The following is a 16772-nucleotide window of genomic DNA, read 5'->3' on the forward strand; positions in this document are numbered from 1 at the left end:
ATATTTAATAATTAAGTTCTGAAACTATTTATAATTTTAACAACAAACATTTAGATGTTAAAAAATTAAGTGATTATTATGCTTCAAATTGCAGTTTGTGGAAAACCAAATGTCGGAAAATCATCCTTTTTCAACTCAGCTACTGCATCTGCTGTGGAAATGGCAAATTATCCATTCACAACAATTGATGCCAACAAAGCTGTTGCTCATGTTATTAAAGATTGTCCATGTAAAGAATTAGGTGTTACATGCAATCCTCACAATTCAATCTGTATTGACGGAAAAAGACTGCTTCCAATTGAATTAATAGATGTTGCAGGTCTTGTTCCTGGAGCTCATGAAGGAAAAGGATTGGGTAATAAGTTTTTAGATGATTTAATGCAGGCTAAAGTATTCATCAATGTTATTGATGCTTCAGGTTCAACTGACCTTGAAGGAAATCCGGTTGATGCGGGAAGCCATGATCCTCTTGACGATTTGGAATTTCTGGAAAATGAAATCGTAATGTGGATGTATGGAATTTTGTCTAAAAACTGGGTAAGACTTATAAGAAAAGTCGGAGCTGAACATTTGGATATTTCAAAAGTATTATTTGACCAGTTATCAGGTACAGGAATAGCTATTGAAGATATTATTGAGGCTAAAAGAACAATAGAACCTGATTACAATAAATGGGAAGAAGAAGACCTTATTGAACTTACAAGAAACATCCTGCACATTGCAAAACCTATGATGATTATTGCAAACAAGGCGGATTTGCCAACTTCAGCTGAAAATATTGAAAGGATTAAGGAAAAGTATCCTAATGTAATTCCAACTTCAGCAGAATCTGAAATAGCCCTTGTAAGAGCGGCAGAAGCAGGTCTGATTAGTTATGTTTCCGGTGAAGACCACTTTGAAATATTAAAGCCTGATGATTTAAATCCAAATCAGCTGAAAGCTCTTGAATATATTCAAACTAATATTCTGGACAAATATGGAAGTACTGGTGTTCAGGATGCCTTAAATTATGGTATTTTTGAATTACTGGACAATATTGTAGTATATCCTGTTCAGGATGAAAATAAATATACTGACCAGAAAGGTAATGTTTTACCGGACGGTATTTTACTTAAAAGAGGCTCAAATCCACGTGAATTAGCTTATCAGGTTCACACAGATATCGGAGATAACTTCATGCATGCAGTTGATGCAAGATCAAAAATGCGCATTGCAAGTGATTATGAGCTTAAAGACGGCGACATTATCAGTATTATAACAAGAGGTTAAATCCTCTCTTTTTTTATTTTTAGATTTTACATGTCAAAACTTTCTAAATCTTTAAAACCTGAAGAATTCAGGCAATATTATTTTTTAAAAGAAGAATTAAAGGATTTTTGCAGATCTGAAGGTTTGAAAGTCAGCGGCAGTAAAATCGATTTGGAAAATAGGATAATCCATTATTTAAAAACTGGTGAAGAACTGGCCGAAGATGTTCCAAAGCAATTTCCCGCCAGGCAACCATCTGAAATTTCTCTTGACTCTAAACTTGGTGAAAATTTTAAATGCAGTGAAGACAAAAGAGCGTTTTTTGAAAAAGAAATTGGAAAAGGTTTCAAATTCAAAGTAAAGTTTCAAAAATGGCTGAAATCCAATCCTGAAAAAACTTACAGGGATGCGATTGATGCTTATTATGAGATTCAAAACTCGAAGGAAAAAACAAAGATTGATAAACAATTTCAGTATAATCAATATATAAGAGATTTCTTTGAAAATAATAAGGACAAATCATTGGATGATGCAATAACATGCTGGAAATATAAAAAAAGTATTAAAGGCCATAACAGATACGAAGAAAGTGATTTGGAGGTATTGAAATGAAAAAAGTTAAAATTACAGTCATGAGAAAAGTCAGACATGATGATTTGATTGACAAATACGAAAATCCGCTGGAGCATGAATGTGACGTTGAAGAAGGGGATGTCTTCATTGCAAACGGCTGGGTGAAACCTGATAATTTCTGTGACAGTGCATGGGAAAGTCTTTCTCCTTTTGTGATGGGTTTGGCGAATGGCGCCAGCGATTTTTATGACGGCTGGATGAAAAATAAGAAATCTGCAATGATATCCTGCAATGACGGATTCAGGCCTGTGAGTTTTCTTCTTGAAACAATGGAAGAGGATGCAGATTAGTTTGATATTATGAATGATGTTATAGCTAAAAGTTTTGATTTTTTTAAAAAAGAGATAGTCTTTTCAGTATCCTTAGTTTTAGCTATTGTGTCATGTTTTTTTCTAAAACCCAGTTTCGATTACTTTAACTACATCAATTGGGATACGTTAATACTTCTTTTTATAATAATGCTTATTGTTGAAGTTCTTAAAAATCTGGCTGTTTTTGAGATACTGGTTCGAAAATTACTGACAAAAATCGGAAATACCAGAAGTCTGGTGCTTTTGCTGGTTTTTACATGCTTTTTCAGTTCAATTTTTATAACCAATGATGTTTCTCTAATCATATTCGTTCCGTTTTCCATTCTTGCCTTAAGAAAAGTTGAGCGGACTGATTTGATAATACTTACTGTAGCTCTGCAGACTATTGCCGCTAATGTGGGGTGTATGGTTCTTCCAATTGGAGCGCCTCATAATATTGTAATGTATACAGTTTCAAATGTCTCATTTGAATCATTTTTCCTACTGCTTTTACCATATATTGTAGTTTCAGTAATATTTTTAGTTGTTGTATCATTTTTCGCACCTAAAGATGAAATTGCTCTGCCTGCAGTGAGTAAAGTGGAAATTTCTTATGAAAATTTCTTTAAAAGGGTTTTTCTCGGTGTTGATTACTTTTTGCTTTTGACTTTCATAGCGCTTTTCATATTGATTGGAAACCTTGAAAATATCTCATTTTTCACATCACTCTTTGAAAGGTATATTGCTGGCAATGAAGTCATTTGGGGTGTTATCGCTTCTCAAGTAATTTCCAATGTTCCATCTGCAATGCTTTTAAGCGGTTTCAGCACAAACTATGAAGCTATTATAATAGGAATTAATATTGGAGGTTTTGGAACTCTGATAGCTTCGATGGCAAATCTTATTTCATATAAGATTCTCATCCGTGAATGTGATGAATTTAAAATCAGATATCTGCTGGTTTTTACAGTTTTAAATGTGGTGCTCTTGGTTATTCTGTTGGGTGTTTGGTTTTTGACAAGTTAAAAAAAGAAATAAAAAGAAAAGTTAATATCTTCTCATTTGTATTTTAGCCATTTGATATGCGTCATATGCAGCAAATACAGCGAATAATACATCAATTATTCTAACAATCCAGCTCTGGAATATTACTGTTGCAAAAATGATTATAATGATAGCAATAACTAAAAATATTATTCCTCTTTTAAATCTGCCTGCAATAATTTGACCTAAGCCGGGAATGAAAAAAGATAATACTGCTGCAATAATTGGATTTACCATATTACTTTTTTTATCCAATAAATTATTTAAATATTTTTTTTAAATTGGAAAATTATTTTTAATAAGACTAAGATATTTTACTTCATGACTGATGTTGAGATGTATGATGATTTTTCAGATGTAGTTTCAAGTGAAAATACGGTTTCACCGCAGTCCATTTTGGATATTTTAAAGAAATACTGCGAAACCATTTCCGTTTTTGACCTGATGGCCGTTAATGCCGAAATGATTGAAGAGTCTAAATATGTACAGGACGGATACAAAAAGAAAAGTCATGGCGTATATGCAAAATATTTTTTAGGACGCATCAAGGATGTTCACAGCGATAAAAATCATTACGATGAACCTGTTGATAAAGAAGAGTTCATTGATGCTGTAGCCACTTTAAAGTCATATCATGATGCAGAATCTCACACATCAAAAACCAAATTTCCTCTAATCTATGGAATCATTTCGCTCTACACTACTTTCATTCTTCATGAACCAATTCATCCTGTAGGAACTCCTTTTCCCGGATCATTGTATGTTGAAGAGCATGACGGAAAATTTTACTGTCCCGTTAAGGATGCCAATCTTGAATCTCCAAATGCAGTATGTAAGATGTGCATAGCCGAACAGCTGGAATTTTAGTTTTACTTTAACGACTGATATTTTAATTTTACTGCTTATTTTCAGTTGAGGATATATATCTTAGTTTTCATTCAACTTCATTTTAGCAAATCATTGATGTTAAAGTAAATTTCTTTTAAAATTTTTAATGAATCACCATATGAATAATAATTTAATCAATCGGTTTTCTAATTTTAAGCATGCTTATATTATATGAAAATTATAGTTATGTATGGAGATTATAGATGGCTAATAAAAATGTTGAACTGATGAGAGGAGAACCTGAAATTGCTGTTCGAAAACTGGCAATTCCTATAATGATATCAATGCTTTTAACAGCATCATACAATATTGTTGACGGTATATGGATTGCAGGTTTGGGTCAGGCGGCAATTGCAGGAATAGGTTTTGTAACACCGATATTCATGATTTTAAATGGTTTTAGCGTAGGGCTTGGAAACGGTGCCACAAGCAGTATTAGTCGTTCCGTTGGAGCAAAAAATCATGAAAGGGCCAGCAAGGCAGCCAGTCATTCTCTTTTAATATTTTTAATAGCATCAATTGTTTTAACTTTAAGTCTTATTATCATTCAGGAACCTTTGCTTAAGGCATACGGGGCTAGTGGCCAGTCACTGGTTGAGGGAATCAAATACGGAACTCCTCTGTTTTTAGGTTTATTTGCATTCATGTTTGCCAACGGAGGAAGCGGAATTCTGCGTGGTGAAGGTGATATGAAAAGAGCAATGTATGCAATAATTGTCTCTGTAATCCTGAATTTCATTTTGGATCCGGTTTTCATATATGTTTTAAGTTTAGGTTCAGCAGGTGCTTCCCTTGCAACTATTGTCAGTTCTCTAGGATCAGCAATAGTCATAATGTATTGGATTTTAATTAAAAAGGACACTTATGTTGACGTTAATCTTAAAGGATTTAAATTTGATTCAGAAATAGCCGGTGACATTTTAAAGGTCGGAATTCCATCATCACTTGACATGTTCATGATGTCACTTGCAATGAGTTTCTATCTGATTTTCATATCCATGGTTGGTGGTGAATATGGTATTGCGGCATTTACCTCTGGTCAGAGACTGTATCTCTTTGGTATAATGCCTCTGACAGCTATCGGTAGTGCAGTTGCAGCCGTAACCGGAAGTGCCTATGGTGCAAAAAACTGGGATTATCTTAAAAGAACACATACTTACGGAACTAAATTTGCAACAATGATTTCAGCAGTTATACTCGCTCTTCTTGTAATATTTGCTCCCCAGTTGTCATTGATTTTTGCATATACTCCAGAAACCGCAGCACTGATTCCAGAAATAACCAGCTTCCTGAGAATTGCCTGCTTTGGTTTGCTTTTAGTTGGAATAGGAATGCCTTCAAGCTTTTTCTATCAGGGAATTGGCCGTGGAACTACAAGTCTTTTCTGGACAATAATAAGAGAACTCATTTTCACAGTATTCTTTACCTATCTCTTTGGTATTGTCTTTAACTGGGGTTTGACCGGAATATGGGTTGGTCTTGCTGTAGGTAGGATTATCGCATCTATCTTAAACTTTACATACGCAAGATACACAATCAACAAGCTAAAAACTGTACTGAATTAAGTTATTTGTCAAGCAGATCAGCAACTTTGTTTGCAATAAATACGCAGCAGTCGACACATGGGGATTTATCTTTTCCTTTGTCACTTATTTTGTCGCATCTGACAGTTCCGTATTCTTCTTTAAATGCGTTGAATATCTCTTTCACATTTGCTTTTATTTCAGACGGGTCGTCGTTTATCAAACCGTTTGCTATAAGTGCTCCTGTTACGGCACCGCAGGTTCCTTCATCGAATGTTCCGCCCATTCCGCCTGCAAATCCGCATCCTAATTTTACCATTTCGGCCTGACTTATTGGATATTCTGCAGTTTCACAAAGTCCCATTAATGTTGATTCAGAACAGCTTTTGAATGTTCTGTATTCTCTGATTTTTTCCTCTAAAATTTGTTTGTCAAGTTTCATACACAAATCTCCTTAAATAATTATATAAATTAATAATTTAAAATATTTATTTATTAAAAAAATTGTGAGTTGATAAAAATTATACATCCAAGACCAAGTCCGATTGCCGCTACTCTTTATACTTTAAGGGATATGAATGTTGACGTTATTGTAATGCATGGACCGACCGGATGCTGTTTTAGAACAGCAAGGCTTTTAGAAAGTGACGGGGTTCGTGTAGTAACTACTGGAATGTCTGAAAACGATTTTATATTGGGTGCAGGTGAAAAACTAGTTGAAACTTTAACTGAAGCTTATAATCAATTTGAACCTAAACTGATGGGAATTGCAGGAACCTGTGCCAGTATGATAATCGGTGAAGATTTAAAAGATGCGATTGAAACAGCAGATTTGCCATGTACAGTAATACCTGTTGAATCTCATGGAGGTTCAGGTGAAGGTGACAATACTGTCGGTGCAATAATGGTTTTAGAAGCCGCAGTTGAATGCGGTGTAATTCCACAGGAAGAAGCTGACAGGCAAATTGAAATGCTTGAAAAAGCAACTGAAGTTGAAAAAACCCGTGGAATGGCACAGGGAAAATACATAAAACCTAATTTCGGTGATTCAAAAGAAGCTGTTGCAAAAACTGTTGTCAATGCGTTAAAGGACAACAAAAAAGTTGCTTTTGTTTTAAATGTGAAAAAGGAAACATCATATCTGTTTGCAGATATAATTAATTTTGACTATAAAAAAATCAATCCAGACAACAAACCGATTTTTGTGGCTAATCTCGATGAAAACATAGGTCTTCCAAGAATCAGGCAGCATGCAGTAAATATTAAAAGTCAGCTGGACATCGAAGCTGATTATATAACCGGCGGGCTTGATGAATATCCTGTAACTGGAAATAATGCCGCTGAATATTTAAAAGATAAAGATTTGGACTTGATTGTTGTATTTGGAGTGCCTCACGCATTTCCAATTGAGGACTTTGACGTGGAATCTGTAGCAGTAACAGATGGTCCACGTCTTGTGGAGCCTTTAAGGGATTTAGGATATACTCATGTTGTTGCAGAGCTTGATGCACACTCTAAAACTTTAGGAACTGATGAGATTGTGTTTTCAGACTTTGGCGGAATGATTAGATCAGCTATTGGATGGTTGTAAAATGATAACTATTATTGATTATAAAAGCGGAAATCTTAAAAGCATTTCCAACGGATTTAAAAAGATTGGATCAGAATATCAGATAACTGATGATAAGGAAGTTATTGCGGATGCAGATTATCTGGTATTGCCGGGTGTTGGAGCATTCGGAAGTGCAATGGAAAATTTAAAGCCATTTGAGGATGTCATTCATGAGCATGTATCTGATGACAAGCCATTTTTGGGAATATGTCTCGGTCAGCAGGTTCTTTTAAGTGAAAGTGAAGAATCTCCCGGCGTTAAAGGCCTGGATTTATTTAAAGGACATGTAGAACTGCTTCCTGAAGGTGTTAAAATACCTCATATGGGCTGGAATAAACTGAAAGTCACAAACAATTCTCCAATACTTGAAGGTATTGATGGGGAATTCTTTTATTTTGTTCATTCTTATCATGTTATTGCCGATGATGAAAGCATTGTTGCCGGAGTCTGTGAGTATGGAGGGGATGTTGTAGCCAGTTTGGCACAAAACAATCTGTTTTCAACACAGTTCCATCCTGAAAAAAGTGGAAAATACGGATTAAAAATTTTGAAAAACTTTACTAACTTGGAGATTTAATTATGGATATTGAAGGCTTTGTAAGAGCTAGAATTGATGATTATGATTATAATGACTTAGCAGAAATTTTAGCTGTAAGAATACGTGAATACAAAAAAATATCAGAAGAAAATTCAGTAGAAATGGCAAAAGCAGTAATTGATGAAGTCTCAACAACTTTAAAATTACAGGAAAGTGATGACGAATTTTTAAAAGAAATAGCCAGTGTAAACAAGGCTGATGTGCTCATGGGAGAAATGGGTGTAGGTTCACGCGGTGCGGGGGACTTTTTTGTCCACAGAAAAATCGCTGAAATCGTTGCATCAACAAATACAGCTTCACTGGTCAATCCGTCAGAACAGGACGACGGCGGTGTAGTCAAAGCTCCGGTTAACAATGATGAAGTTTACATTACCACTGCAGTTGACGGGATACACTCACGTTTAAGCGAATATCCGTTTTTAGGCGGATTTCATGTAACAAGAGCTACCTTAAGGGATGTCTGCGTAATGGGTGCGGACCCGGTAGCAATATTGAGTGATGTTCACCTTGCCGATGACGGGGACGTTGCAAAGATATTTGACTTTACTGCAGGTGTTGCTGCAGTATCAGAACTTGTTGATGTTCCTATTGTTGCAGGAAGTACTCTTCGTGTCGGAGGAGACATGGTTTTAGGTGACAGATTTGTCTCAGCAGTTGGAAGCGTAGGGGTATCAGCTTATCCTCCAACCGCAAGGAAAGGCGCAACTGAAGGGGATGTGATTTTATTAACAGAAGGTTCCGGTGGAGGAACAATAACAACTACAGCTCTTTACAACGGATTTTTCGATGTCGTATGGGATACAATGAACGTCAATTTCGTTCAGGCGTCACATGCACTTTTCGAAGCTGATTTGGTTAAGGATATTCATGCAATGACTGATGTAACTAACGGAGGTCTTAGGGGGGACGCTCATGAAATATCAAACACTACTGGTGTCGGTCTGGAATTTTATGAAAAAGAAATAAGACAGATGGTTGCACCAAATGTTTTGAATATGCTTGAAACATTAAACATTGACCCTTTAGGCGTTTCAACAGATTCACTGATGCTTATAGCACCTCCTGAAATTGTCGGAGATATTAAAAAAGCGGTATCCAAATATGACGTTGACATTTCTGAAATCGGTGAGGTCAACAACTCCGGTGAGCCTATTTTAATCAAAGAGGATTCAACTGAAGAGAAACTGGTTCCGTTGTTTAGGGAAGCAGCATATACTAAAATCAAAAAACTGGTCGGTGAAACAACACCTGAAGACTTTGAACAAATGAAACAGAAGGTTCAGGAAGCTTCAGATGCAGCTATTGCTAAAAAAGATAAAGTCATTAAACATATTTTGAAAAATTAAACTGGGAGAAATTATTTAATTTCTCCTTTTCTTGTTAAAATTCCTCTTTTCCTTCTTTATAGGGCCTTGTTCTGCCATATCATCGATTCATCACCTAATTACTAATACTTTATTTATAAAAAGTATTGTTTAAACTTTCTAATCTGTGATTTTGCACAAAAGCATACAGTCGCACTTCCGTATTTTATAATAATTTCAATTGCTAATGTTAAGTCATGACAGATCAAAAAGGAAGTTTTTATTTAATTGAGTCAATACTTGCTGTAGTCGTACTATTGATAGCAGTTTTGGTTATAAACACTGTAATTTCAATACCTTCTCCTGATTATTCCTATGAATCTCATGACATTAAATCTGCTCAGGATACTATGGAGTTATTGTCTAGAAAAATAAATTTCACCGAACAAACATTTTTGGGTGAGATTTCAACAATTTTAAAGGACAATAGAAATTCAAAAAAATCTATTCGTCAGGTTTCAGACATTTGCAAAGAGAAATTTGACAGCTATGAATTGACGAACTACAGGTTTTGTGAAAACAATAAGCTGAAAGGTAAAGTACTGGCATCATCAGGAAATTTTGATAAAGCAGATAATGTTTCAGTTGCTATAAGAACTTACGGTGACTATTCATACACATTATATGTATGGTAATCATTTATATACTATAAAAATCTTATAGTTATATGTTATCTTATTTTGTTAGCCCTGATGGTGTAGTTTGGATAACACATGGGACTGCGGATCCCATTCCCCGGGTTCAAATCCCGGTCAGGGCATATTATTTTCCGTGATTATTATGTTAAATGCTAATACTTATGTAACTAGCCAGAAATGTATTGGTGGAACAATTAGAAACCAATATGAAGATTTTTACGTTGAAGAAATTCCGGAGGTCATCCCTGAAGGAGAAGGTCCTAACGTTTATGTCTGGATTGAAAAATTGGGAAGAACCACACTGGATGTTGTCCTGGATATTGCCCGTGACTTGCACATTTCAAGAAAAAGAATGGGCTTTGCCGGTATGAAAGATAAAAAGGCAATCACACGTCAGTGGATTTGCATAGCTAATATGGATTCTGAAGAACAGTTAAATCAGGTCCAAAATCTTGATATTTATAAAACTGATTTTTTAAAAGTTATCCGTGGCCGTAAAAAGCTTAGAATGGGCCAGTTAAAAGGAAACAAATTTAAAATTCTAATTCGTGACCTCGATGATGTTGAGGAAAGTGCAGATATTGCAAATGAGGTTTTAGCACAATTGGAAAAAACCGGCGTTCCAAATTACTTCGGCTGGCAAAGATTCGGTAAGCCAAGAACCATAACTCATCTTGTTGGGGAAGCACTGGTTGAAAATGACCTTGAAAAGGCAGTTGGCATTTACATAGGTAATCCTCAGGAAGATGAGGGTGATGACAATCAGATGGCCAGAAAAGCATTTGATGATGGAAATCTTGAAGAATCCTTAAAGTTAATGGGAAAAGGAATGCGTTACGAGAAAATGATGATAAAGGAATTGATTAGGGATTCTAAAAAAGGTGAGCTGACAGACAAATCATATATGAATGCACTGCACGCACTTCCAAAGCCTTTGCAAAGAATGTTTGTTCATGCATATCAGTCTTATTTATTTAATGAAGCAGTAAGCAATCGTGTCGAAATGGGTATTGATAAATATATTGAAGGAGATATTGTTATTGATACCGAAGAGCACATTGTTCGTGATAAAACTCCAGAGGAGTTCCAGGAACTTATTACTGACTTTAAAGCAAACCCTACCTGTCCGTTATTCGGAACTAAAGTTCCTTTTGCAGGAGGAAAAGTTGGTGAAATGGAAGAAAATATATTGAAAAAATATAATCATACTAAAGAGGATTTTGAAGTTCCAAAAATGCCACGTCTCGGAAGTCACGGCCTCAGACGCCAAATGCGTTTTCAGGTATGGGACGGAAAAGCCACTCCTACCGATGAAGGTGTTTTATGCGAATTTTCAATAGACAAAGGATCCTATGCTACTGCTGTTTTAAGAGAAATAATGAAAAAAGATGTTATTTAAGGGTGAAAAAATGGTAATATGTCCAGATTGTGGAGAACAAGTTCCGGATGCAAAATATTGCAAAAACTGCGGAGCTAAACTTCCAGAAAAAAATGAAATTGTAGAAGTCGAAGAAACAACCCCAACTGTAACTGAAGAAGAAATATCAGTCAATAAAGGCGATAATGTTAAGTACTGCCGTAACTGTGGATATGAATTTGACGGAAACGCTAAGTTCTGCCCTAACTGTGGATATGACACTGAAAATAATGTTAATCAGCCTAAAACCAATACCTCTGTTCAGGTATATGAAGAAAAAAACATGGTAATATCAGTTATTTTATCTATTATTTTCCCTGGATTAGGTCATTTCTATTTAGGTTTGAACCGTAAAGGCGCAATATTCCTGTTGGCCTATGTTGTATCAGCTATTTTAATCTTATTGCTTGTAGGATTTATATTATGTACTGTTATTTGGATTTGGGCACTGGTTGATGTTATTAAATCCACCAACGCTTTAAATCGTGGAGAATATGTTGAAGATAAATTATTATAAATTGAGGGTATTATGATTGAATGCAGAAGTATCGCTAAAGGTAAAGGAAAAGGGGAACTGATTGTTTCATCGGAACCTATTAGTTTTTTAGGAGGAGTTAATCCTGAAAATGGTGAAATTATCGACCCTAACCATGAATTAAAAGGCGAAATTATTAAAGATAAAGTTTTATTTATCCCGGGCGGTAAAGGGTCTACTGTCGGATCTTATGTTATTTTCCAGATGAAAAAAAATAATACTGCACCAAAAGCTATAATCTGTTTAAACGCAGAACCTATTATCGCAACCGGTGCAATCATGTCTGATATTGCAATGGTTGACTCACCTGCCCAAACCAAGGATTTAACAAACGGAACTTTGGTTGAAGTCGATGGGGATAATGGAACAATAGAAATTTTATAGGTGGCATATGCAGACTCTAATTGAAAACGTCAATATAATCAATCCATTTGATGAAATCAAAACCTCTCAAAGCGTATTGATAGAGGATGGTCTGATAAAAGAGATTTCACCATCCATTAACTCCAAAAGTAATGTCAATGTTATTGATGGTGAGGATAATTATCTGCTTTCCGGATTTATTGACTGTCATTCTCATATTTTTGCTAAAGGCTTTCACAAAGAGGAAAATATGGCAAATCCTTTGGGAATTCATTTTTACAATGCGGTTCCCCACTCATTGCAGACAGTCAATGCAGGCGTTACATCAATTAGGGATTGCGGATCTGCTGATTTAAGCTTTAAATTAGCACAGCAGAGAAAACTCTTTGTAGCTCCCAAAGTTTATTTATCAATTACTCCTCTGGTTATGACAGGTGGTCATTTTGATTTGCTCCTTCCTTCAGGCTTTGACATGGAAATAATCTATCCCGGTTTTCCAAAAGGAAGGTGTGACGGTGTTGAAGAGGTTCTTAAAAAGACCCGTGAAGTTAAAAGAGCAGGCGCTGATTTTATAAAGGTCATGGCAAGCGGTGGTGTTTTAACAACAAACACTTCACCGGAATTTTCACAGTTCAACAAAAAGGAATTAAAGACAATAGTCAATGAAGCCAAAGTCAATGACATGAAAGTATCAGCCCATTGTCATAGTTTAAAAGGTATGAAAAACTGTATTGATGCAGGATTTTCATCAATTGAGCATGGGACATTCATAGATAGGAAAACTTCAAGAAAAATGGCTGAAAAAGATGTCAGCTTAGTTCCTACATTGCTTGTCCATCAATTCTTATATAAAAACGGTTTTCCTGCATGGGACAGTTATGCGGCCGAAAAAACAGCCAAACTGAAAGAGATAGTTAAAGTCCACAAGGAAAACATTTCAGTTGCATATGAAGAAGGTGTAAACATTCTCATGGGAACTGACAGTGGTGTTATTCCTCACGGACACAATCTGGAGGAGCTGACTCATCTGGTTGATATCGGCATGTCCGAGGATGAAGCAATTGCCAGCGGAACTGTTAAAGCTGCAGAATTTATGAATCAGGATAATTTGGGATTAGTTAAAGAAAATTATGTTGCCGATTTGATTTTGGTAAATTCAAATCCTTTAGATGACGTAAGTGTTTTAAGCAATAATGATAATATTTTGAAGGTTATTCAGGATGGAATTGAAGTTAAAAATTGATGAAGAATTATGTACTGCCTGCAAACTCTGCCAACAGGTATGTATTCGTGACAATATTGAAGTTGAAGAATATGCTCGTGAGCTTGGAAGCGGCACATGCTTTGAATGCGGGCACTGTGTGGCAATATGTAAAGCCGGCGCAATAACCCTTAAATCATATGAGGGCCTTGAAGACAGAATTCAGGAGTTCAATCCTCGTGAAAACGTTCTGGAATATGATCAGCTTCTTGAATTTTTAAAAAGAAGACGTTCCATTAGATGGTTTAGGAAAAACAAGAAAGTTGACAGAGAAACCTTTGACAAGCTGTTTGAAGGGGCTTATTATTCACCGACTGCTCAAAACGAACAGGATGTGGAATTTGCTGTTGTCGATGAGAAACTGGATGAATTCATGGAACTTGTTTATGATATAATTAAAGTCGATGAAGACAAGTTTTTCAGAATCAGGGAATTCGGAGATTACCTTAAAGACAGTTCCACAAAAGAATTCCACCCACTTCTCTGGAGCGGAAACCAGCTAATTTTAACATTTTCAGCTGACAAAACCAGTGCTGTAATAGCAAATACCCGTTTGGAACTTCTTGCATACTCTCTTGGTCTTGGAGGATTTTATTCTTTATTTATCTTGAAAGCTGACGAGATTGACCATGTCAGATTAATGGAATTTTTCCCGCAGATAGATAAAAATAAGCATATGTACTCTGCGTTTATCATAGGCTATCCGAGAGTACGTTTTAGAAGGACAATACCTCACAAAAAGATAAATGTAAATTATCTTTAATTATTTTTCTTTTTTTCACCAGTAATTTTAGCATTACCTAAACTTTTATATATATAAAAAAATTATACATTGTTTCATATAATAGAAACGGTTGTGATAGGATGGTAAAGCATAAACATATGGATTTGCCAATTGAAGGAATGCACTGCGCTTCTTGTGTTTTAAGTGTTAACAAAACCTTTGGAAAAATAGAAGGTGTAGAAGAAGTTGATGCAGACCTTGCAGCAAATAAATTGCATATTACAGTTGATACTAAAAAGATTTCTTATGAAGAGATGGAGAGATTAGTAAAGAATTTAGGTTTTGATCTTCACTCAGACGAAATGACAATAAGAATTCAGGGAATGCACTGCGCTTCCTGTACAATGAATGTCGAAAATTTCTTAATAAGACTGGACGGTATTTTTGATGTTAAAGCGGATTTAACCTCACAGACAGCAAAAATAAGATATGATTCATCAAAAGTCACATTGGATGAAATCGATGAAGTGATTACATCATTGGGCTTTGAACTTTTAGGGGTTGAAGGTCAGACTGAAATTGATGAAGAGGCAATCTATCAGAAGGATTTGGCCGAAAAACGTAACAGGATAATTGTCGGTTTGTTTTTTTCTGCTATTTTAATGATTTTGATGTTCAGCGGATGGGATCCTTTAATGGGTGTAACTCATTCTATTCATGAAGCTACAGGACTGCACATATCCTCAATGGGGCTATTGTCATTATTGGTAAGTATTGTTCCGTTTTTATATGTGTCTTTACCTATCTTAAAAGCGGGAATCAATGGATTAATGCATAAAAACCTGAATATGGATGTAATGTATTCAATGGGGATTCTTGTTGCATACATTTCAAGTATCTTTGGAACATTCGGCATTGTCCTTGACCATACTTTCATGTTTTATGACTCAGCAGTAATGCTTCCTTCATTTTTGATGATTGGAAGATATCTTGAAGCCCGAGCCAAAAAAAGGACTTCCGATTCTATCCGTGAACTGATTGGACTTCAGCCGACTGTCGCAACAGCAATCGAAGTGGATGAGAATGGTGAGATAATCTCACAGAAAGAGGTTTCCATTGCAGATATTGTTATTGATGATTTATTGCTGGTAAAACCTGGTGACAAGATTCCTGTTGACGGGGATGTAGTCGGCGGAGAATCTTATGTAGATGAATCGATGATTAACGGGGAACCAATTCCAAAAGTTAAAAAGGATGGGGAGGAAGTATTTGCAGGAACCATCAATCAGGACGGCGTACTTCACATCAAAGCCAAAAAAATCGGAAAAGAAACAGTTCTCTCAAACATTATCCGTCTGGTTGAAAAGGCACAGTCTTCAAGGCCTCCGGTTCAGAAATTCGCAAATACTATTGTATCATACTTCATTCCGGTTATTCTGACTATAGCTATTATTGTTTTCCTGATATGGTATGTTGTTTTGGGAGCATCTTTGCTGTTCTCTTTAACATGTCTGATTTCCATTCTGGTAGTTGCATGTCCGTGTGCTTTGGGTTTGGCTACTCCAACTGCAGTTACTGTAGGTGTTGGAAGAGCAGCTGAATTCGGTATTTTAATCAAAAATGGGGATACTCTGGAAAATGCCGGTCAAATCGATGTTGCTGCATTTGACAAGACCGGAACAATAACCGAAGGAAAACCTGAAGTTGATGACATAATCCCTTATGGAATTTCCGAAGAGGAACTGATTGGACTTGCAGCCAGTGTGGAGCAGAATTCCAATCACCCTATTGCAAAAGCTATTGTAAATAAATCAAAAGAGATGAATCTGGATTTGGACCAAACAACTGAGTTTGAAAACATCACCGGTAAAGGACTTAAAGCTAAATTAAATGGCAGAGATGTTTTTGCAGGCAATCTGTCATTAATGCAGGCAAATGAAATTGACGTTTCCAGCGAACTGGTAGACAAGTATCATGAGCTTGAAAAACTCTCTAAAACAATCATATTTTTAGCACAGGATAAATCTGTAAAAGGTATCTTAAGCTTATCTGACAAAATCAAATCAAATTCTAAAAGAACCATTGACGAACTGCATAAGATGGGTGTTGAAACCTATATGCTGACAGGGGACAATGAATCTACAGCACTTAATGTGGCCCGTGAAGTCGGTATTGACAATGTCCGTGCAGGAGTGCTGCCTGAAAACAAACTTGATATTGTTAAAGAAACCCAGGCAAATCACACTAAAAAAGTTTTATTTGTCGGTGACGGTATTAATGATGCGCCTGCTTTAACACAGGCTGATATCGGTGTGGCAATGGGTAACGGAACAGATATTGCAATGGAAAGCGGAGATATTGTTGTTATGGAAGGCGATTTGGAAAATGTTGTTGCAGCTGTACAGTTTTCTAAAAAGGTAATGAGGAGAATTAAAGAAAATATCTTCTGGGCATTTGCGTATAACTCCATTCTGATTCCAATCGCAGCAGGTGTCTTATATCCTGCATTTGGAATAACATTTGAACCTGCTCTTGCAGGTTTGGCTATGGCATTAAGTTCAGTAACTGTCATATCTCTGTCACTGATGCTTAAGAGATATGTTCCTGAAATAAAAAAAGAAAGTTGGAATTAAA

18 protein-coding genes and 1 tRNA gene are annotated in these 16772 nt (G+C 35.9%); 17 read left to right on the plus strand and 2 right to left on the minus strand.

From position 1 onward, the window contains the following. Positions 1-78: 78 nt before the first annotated feature. The 4 genes from QZN33_RS06040 to QZN33_RS06055 are packed head-to-tail and all read left to right on the plus strand — an operon-like array spanning position 79 to position 3197. A complete protein-coding gene (locus QZN33_RS06040; RefSeq protein WP_296790056.1) occupies positions 79-1269 on the plus strand; it encodes a redox-regulated ATPase YchF in 1191 nt (396 codons plus the stop codon). 30 nt (positions 1270-1299) lie between these two features. Beyond that, on the plus strand, positions 1300-1860 hold the full coding sequence (locus QZN33_RS06045) for a DUF6434 domain-containing protein (protein ID WP_296790057.1): 561 nt from the start codon (positions 1300-1302) through the stop codon (positions 1858-1860). Continuing rightward, a complete protein-coding gene (locus QZN33_RS06050) occupies positions 1857-2171 on the plus strand; it encodes a TIGR04076 family protein (RefSeq protein WP_296790058.1) in 315 nt (104 codons plus the stop codon). The genes QZN33_RS06045 and QZN33_RS06050 overlap by 4 nt, the downstream gene beginning before the upstream one ends. A gap of 9 nt (positions 2172-2180) precedes the next feature. Further along, positions 2181-3197, plus strand: a complete 1017-nt coding sequence (locus tag QZN33_RS06055; protein WP_296790059.1) for an SLC13 family permease — start codon at positions 2181-2183, stop codon at positions 3195-3197. A 21-nt stretch (positions 3198-3218) separates the two neighbouring features. Here QZN33_RS06055 and QZN33_RS06060 read toward each other — a convergent pair whose 3' ends face one another. After that, on the minus strand, positions 3219-3452 hold the full coding sequence (locus QZN33_RS06060) for a hypothetical protein (protein WP_296790060.1): 234 nt from the start codon (positions 3450-3452) through the stop codon (positions 3219-3221). An 84-nt stretch (positions 3453-3536) separates the two neighbouring features. On the opposite strand from QZN33_RS06060, the gene QZN33_RS06065 reads away from it, so the two are divergent. Continuing rightward, positions 3537-4082: a DUF2115 domain-containing protein gene (locus QZN33_RS06065; RefSeq protein WP_296790061.1), complete on the plus strand. Its 546-nt coding sequence runs from the start codon at positions 3537-3539 to the stop codon at positions 4080-4082. 224 nt (positions 4083-4306) lie between these two features. Further along, a complete protein-coding gene (locus QZN33_RS06070) occupies positions 4307-5668 on the plus strand; it encodes an MATE family efflux transporter (protein WP_296790062.1) in 1362 nt (453 codons plus the stop codon). Position 5669: 1 nt separating this feature from the next. Here QZN33_RS06070 and QZN33_RS06075 read toward each other — a convergent pair whose 3' ends face one another. Further along, positions 5670-6068 (minus strand): C-GCAxxG-C-C family protein, encoded by a 399-nt coding sequence (locus tag QZN33_RS06075; protein WP_296790063.1) that lies wholly within the window; start codon positions 6066-6068, stop codon positions 5670-5672. A gap of 81 nt (positions 6069-6149) precedes the next feature. Between QZN33_RS06075 and cfbD the strand changes: the two genes are divergently transcribed. The 11 genes from cfbD to QZN33_RS06130 all read left to right on the plus strand — a co-directional run bounded on the left by cfbD (position 6150) and on the right by QZN33_RS06130 (position 16771). After that, positions 6150-7217 carry a Ni-sirohydrochlorin a,c-diamide reductive cyclase catalytic subunit gene (cfbD, locus tag QZN33_RS06080; protein ID WP_296790090.1) on the plus strand — a complete coding sequence of 356 codons (1068 nt, stop codon included), beginning with the start codon at positions 6150-6152 and terminating at the stop codon, positions 7215-7217. Between the two features lies 1 nt (position 7218). Beyond that, positions 7219-7815 (plus strand): imidazole glycerol phosphate synthase subunit HisH, encoded by a 597-nt coding sequence (gene hisH, locus QZN33_RS06085; RefSeq protein WP_296790064.1) that lies wholly within the window; start codon positions 7219-7221, stop codon positions 7813-7815. Between the two features lie 2 nt (positions 7816-7817). Further along, positions 7818-9182 carry an AIR synthase-related protein gene (locus QZN33_RS06090; protein ID WP_296790065.1) on the plus strand — a complete coding sequence of 455 codons (1365 nt, stop codon included), beginning with the start codon at positions 7818-7820 and terminating at the stop codon, positions 9180-9182. A 215-nt stretch (positions 9183-9397) separates the two neighbouring features. After that, positions 9398-9835 (plus strand): hypothetical protein, encoded by a 438-nt coding sequence (locus QZN33_RS06095; protein WP_296790066.1) that lies wholly within the window; start codon positions 9398-9400, stop codon positions 9833-9835. A 51-nt stretch (positions 9836-9886) separates the two neighbouring features. After that, positions 9887-9960 (plus strand) — tRNA-Arg (locus QZN33_RS06100). A 20-nt stretch (positions 9961-9980) separates the two neighbouring features. Further along, entirely contained in the window at positions 9981-11237 is a 1257-nt protein-coding gene (gene truD, locus QZN33_RS06105; protein WP_296790067.1) for a tRNA pseudouridine(13) synthase TruD, read from the plus strand. A gap of 10 nt (positions 11238-11247) precedes the next feature. Then, on the plus strand, positions 11248-11772 hold the full coding sequence (locus tag QZN33_RS06110) for a zinc ribbon domain-containing protein (RefSeq protein WP_296790068.1): 525 nt from the start codon (positions 11248-11250) through the stop codon (positions 11770-11772). Between the two features lie 12 nt (positions 11773-11784). Further along, the gene (locus tag QZN33_RS06115) at positions 11785-12174 is read left to right on the plus strand and encodes a DUF126 domain-containing protein (protein WP_296790069.1); all 390 of its coding nucleotides are present in this window, start codon (positions 11785-11787) and stop codon (positions 12172-12174) included. Between the two features lie 7 nt (positions 12175-12181). Beyond that, on the plus strand, positions 12182-13396 hold the full coding sequence (locus QZN33_RS06120) for an amidohydrolase family protein (protein ID WP_296790070.1): 1215 nt from the start codon (positions 12182-12184) through the stop codon (positions 13394-13396). Beyond that, on the plus strand, positions 13374-14177 hold the full coding sequence (locus tag QZN33_RS06125) for a nitroreductase family protein (protein ID WP_296790071.1): 804 nt from the start codon (positions 13374-13376) through the stop codon (positions 14175-14177). The genes QZN33_RS06120 and QZN33_RS06125 overlap by 23 nt, the downstream gene beginning before the upstream one ends. 101 nt (positions 14178-14278) lie before the next feature. Further along, positions 14279-16771 (plus strand): heavy metal translocating P-type ATPase, encoded by a 2493-nt coding sequence (locus QZN33_RS06130; RefSeq protein ID WP_296790072.1) that lies wholly within the window; start codon positions 14279-14281, stop codon positions 16769-16771. Position 16772: the final 1 nt, after the last annotated feature.

This window comes from uncultured Methanobrevibacter sp. (genome assembly GCF_900314615.1).
GTDB lineage: Archaea > Methanobacteriota > Methanobacteria > Methanobacteriales > Methanobacteriaceae > Methanocatella.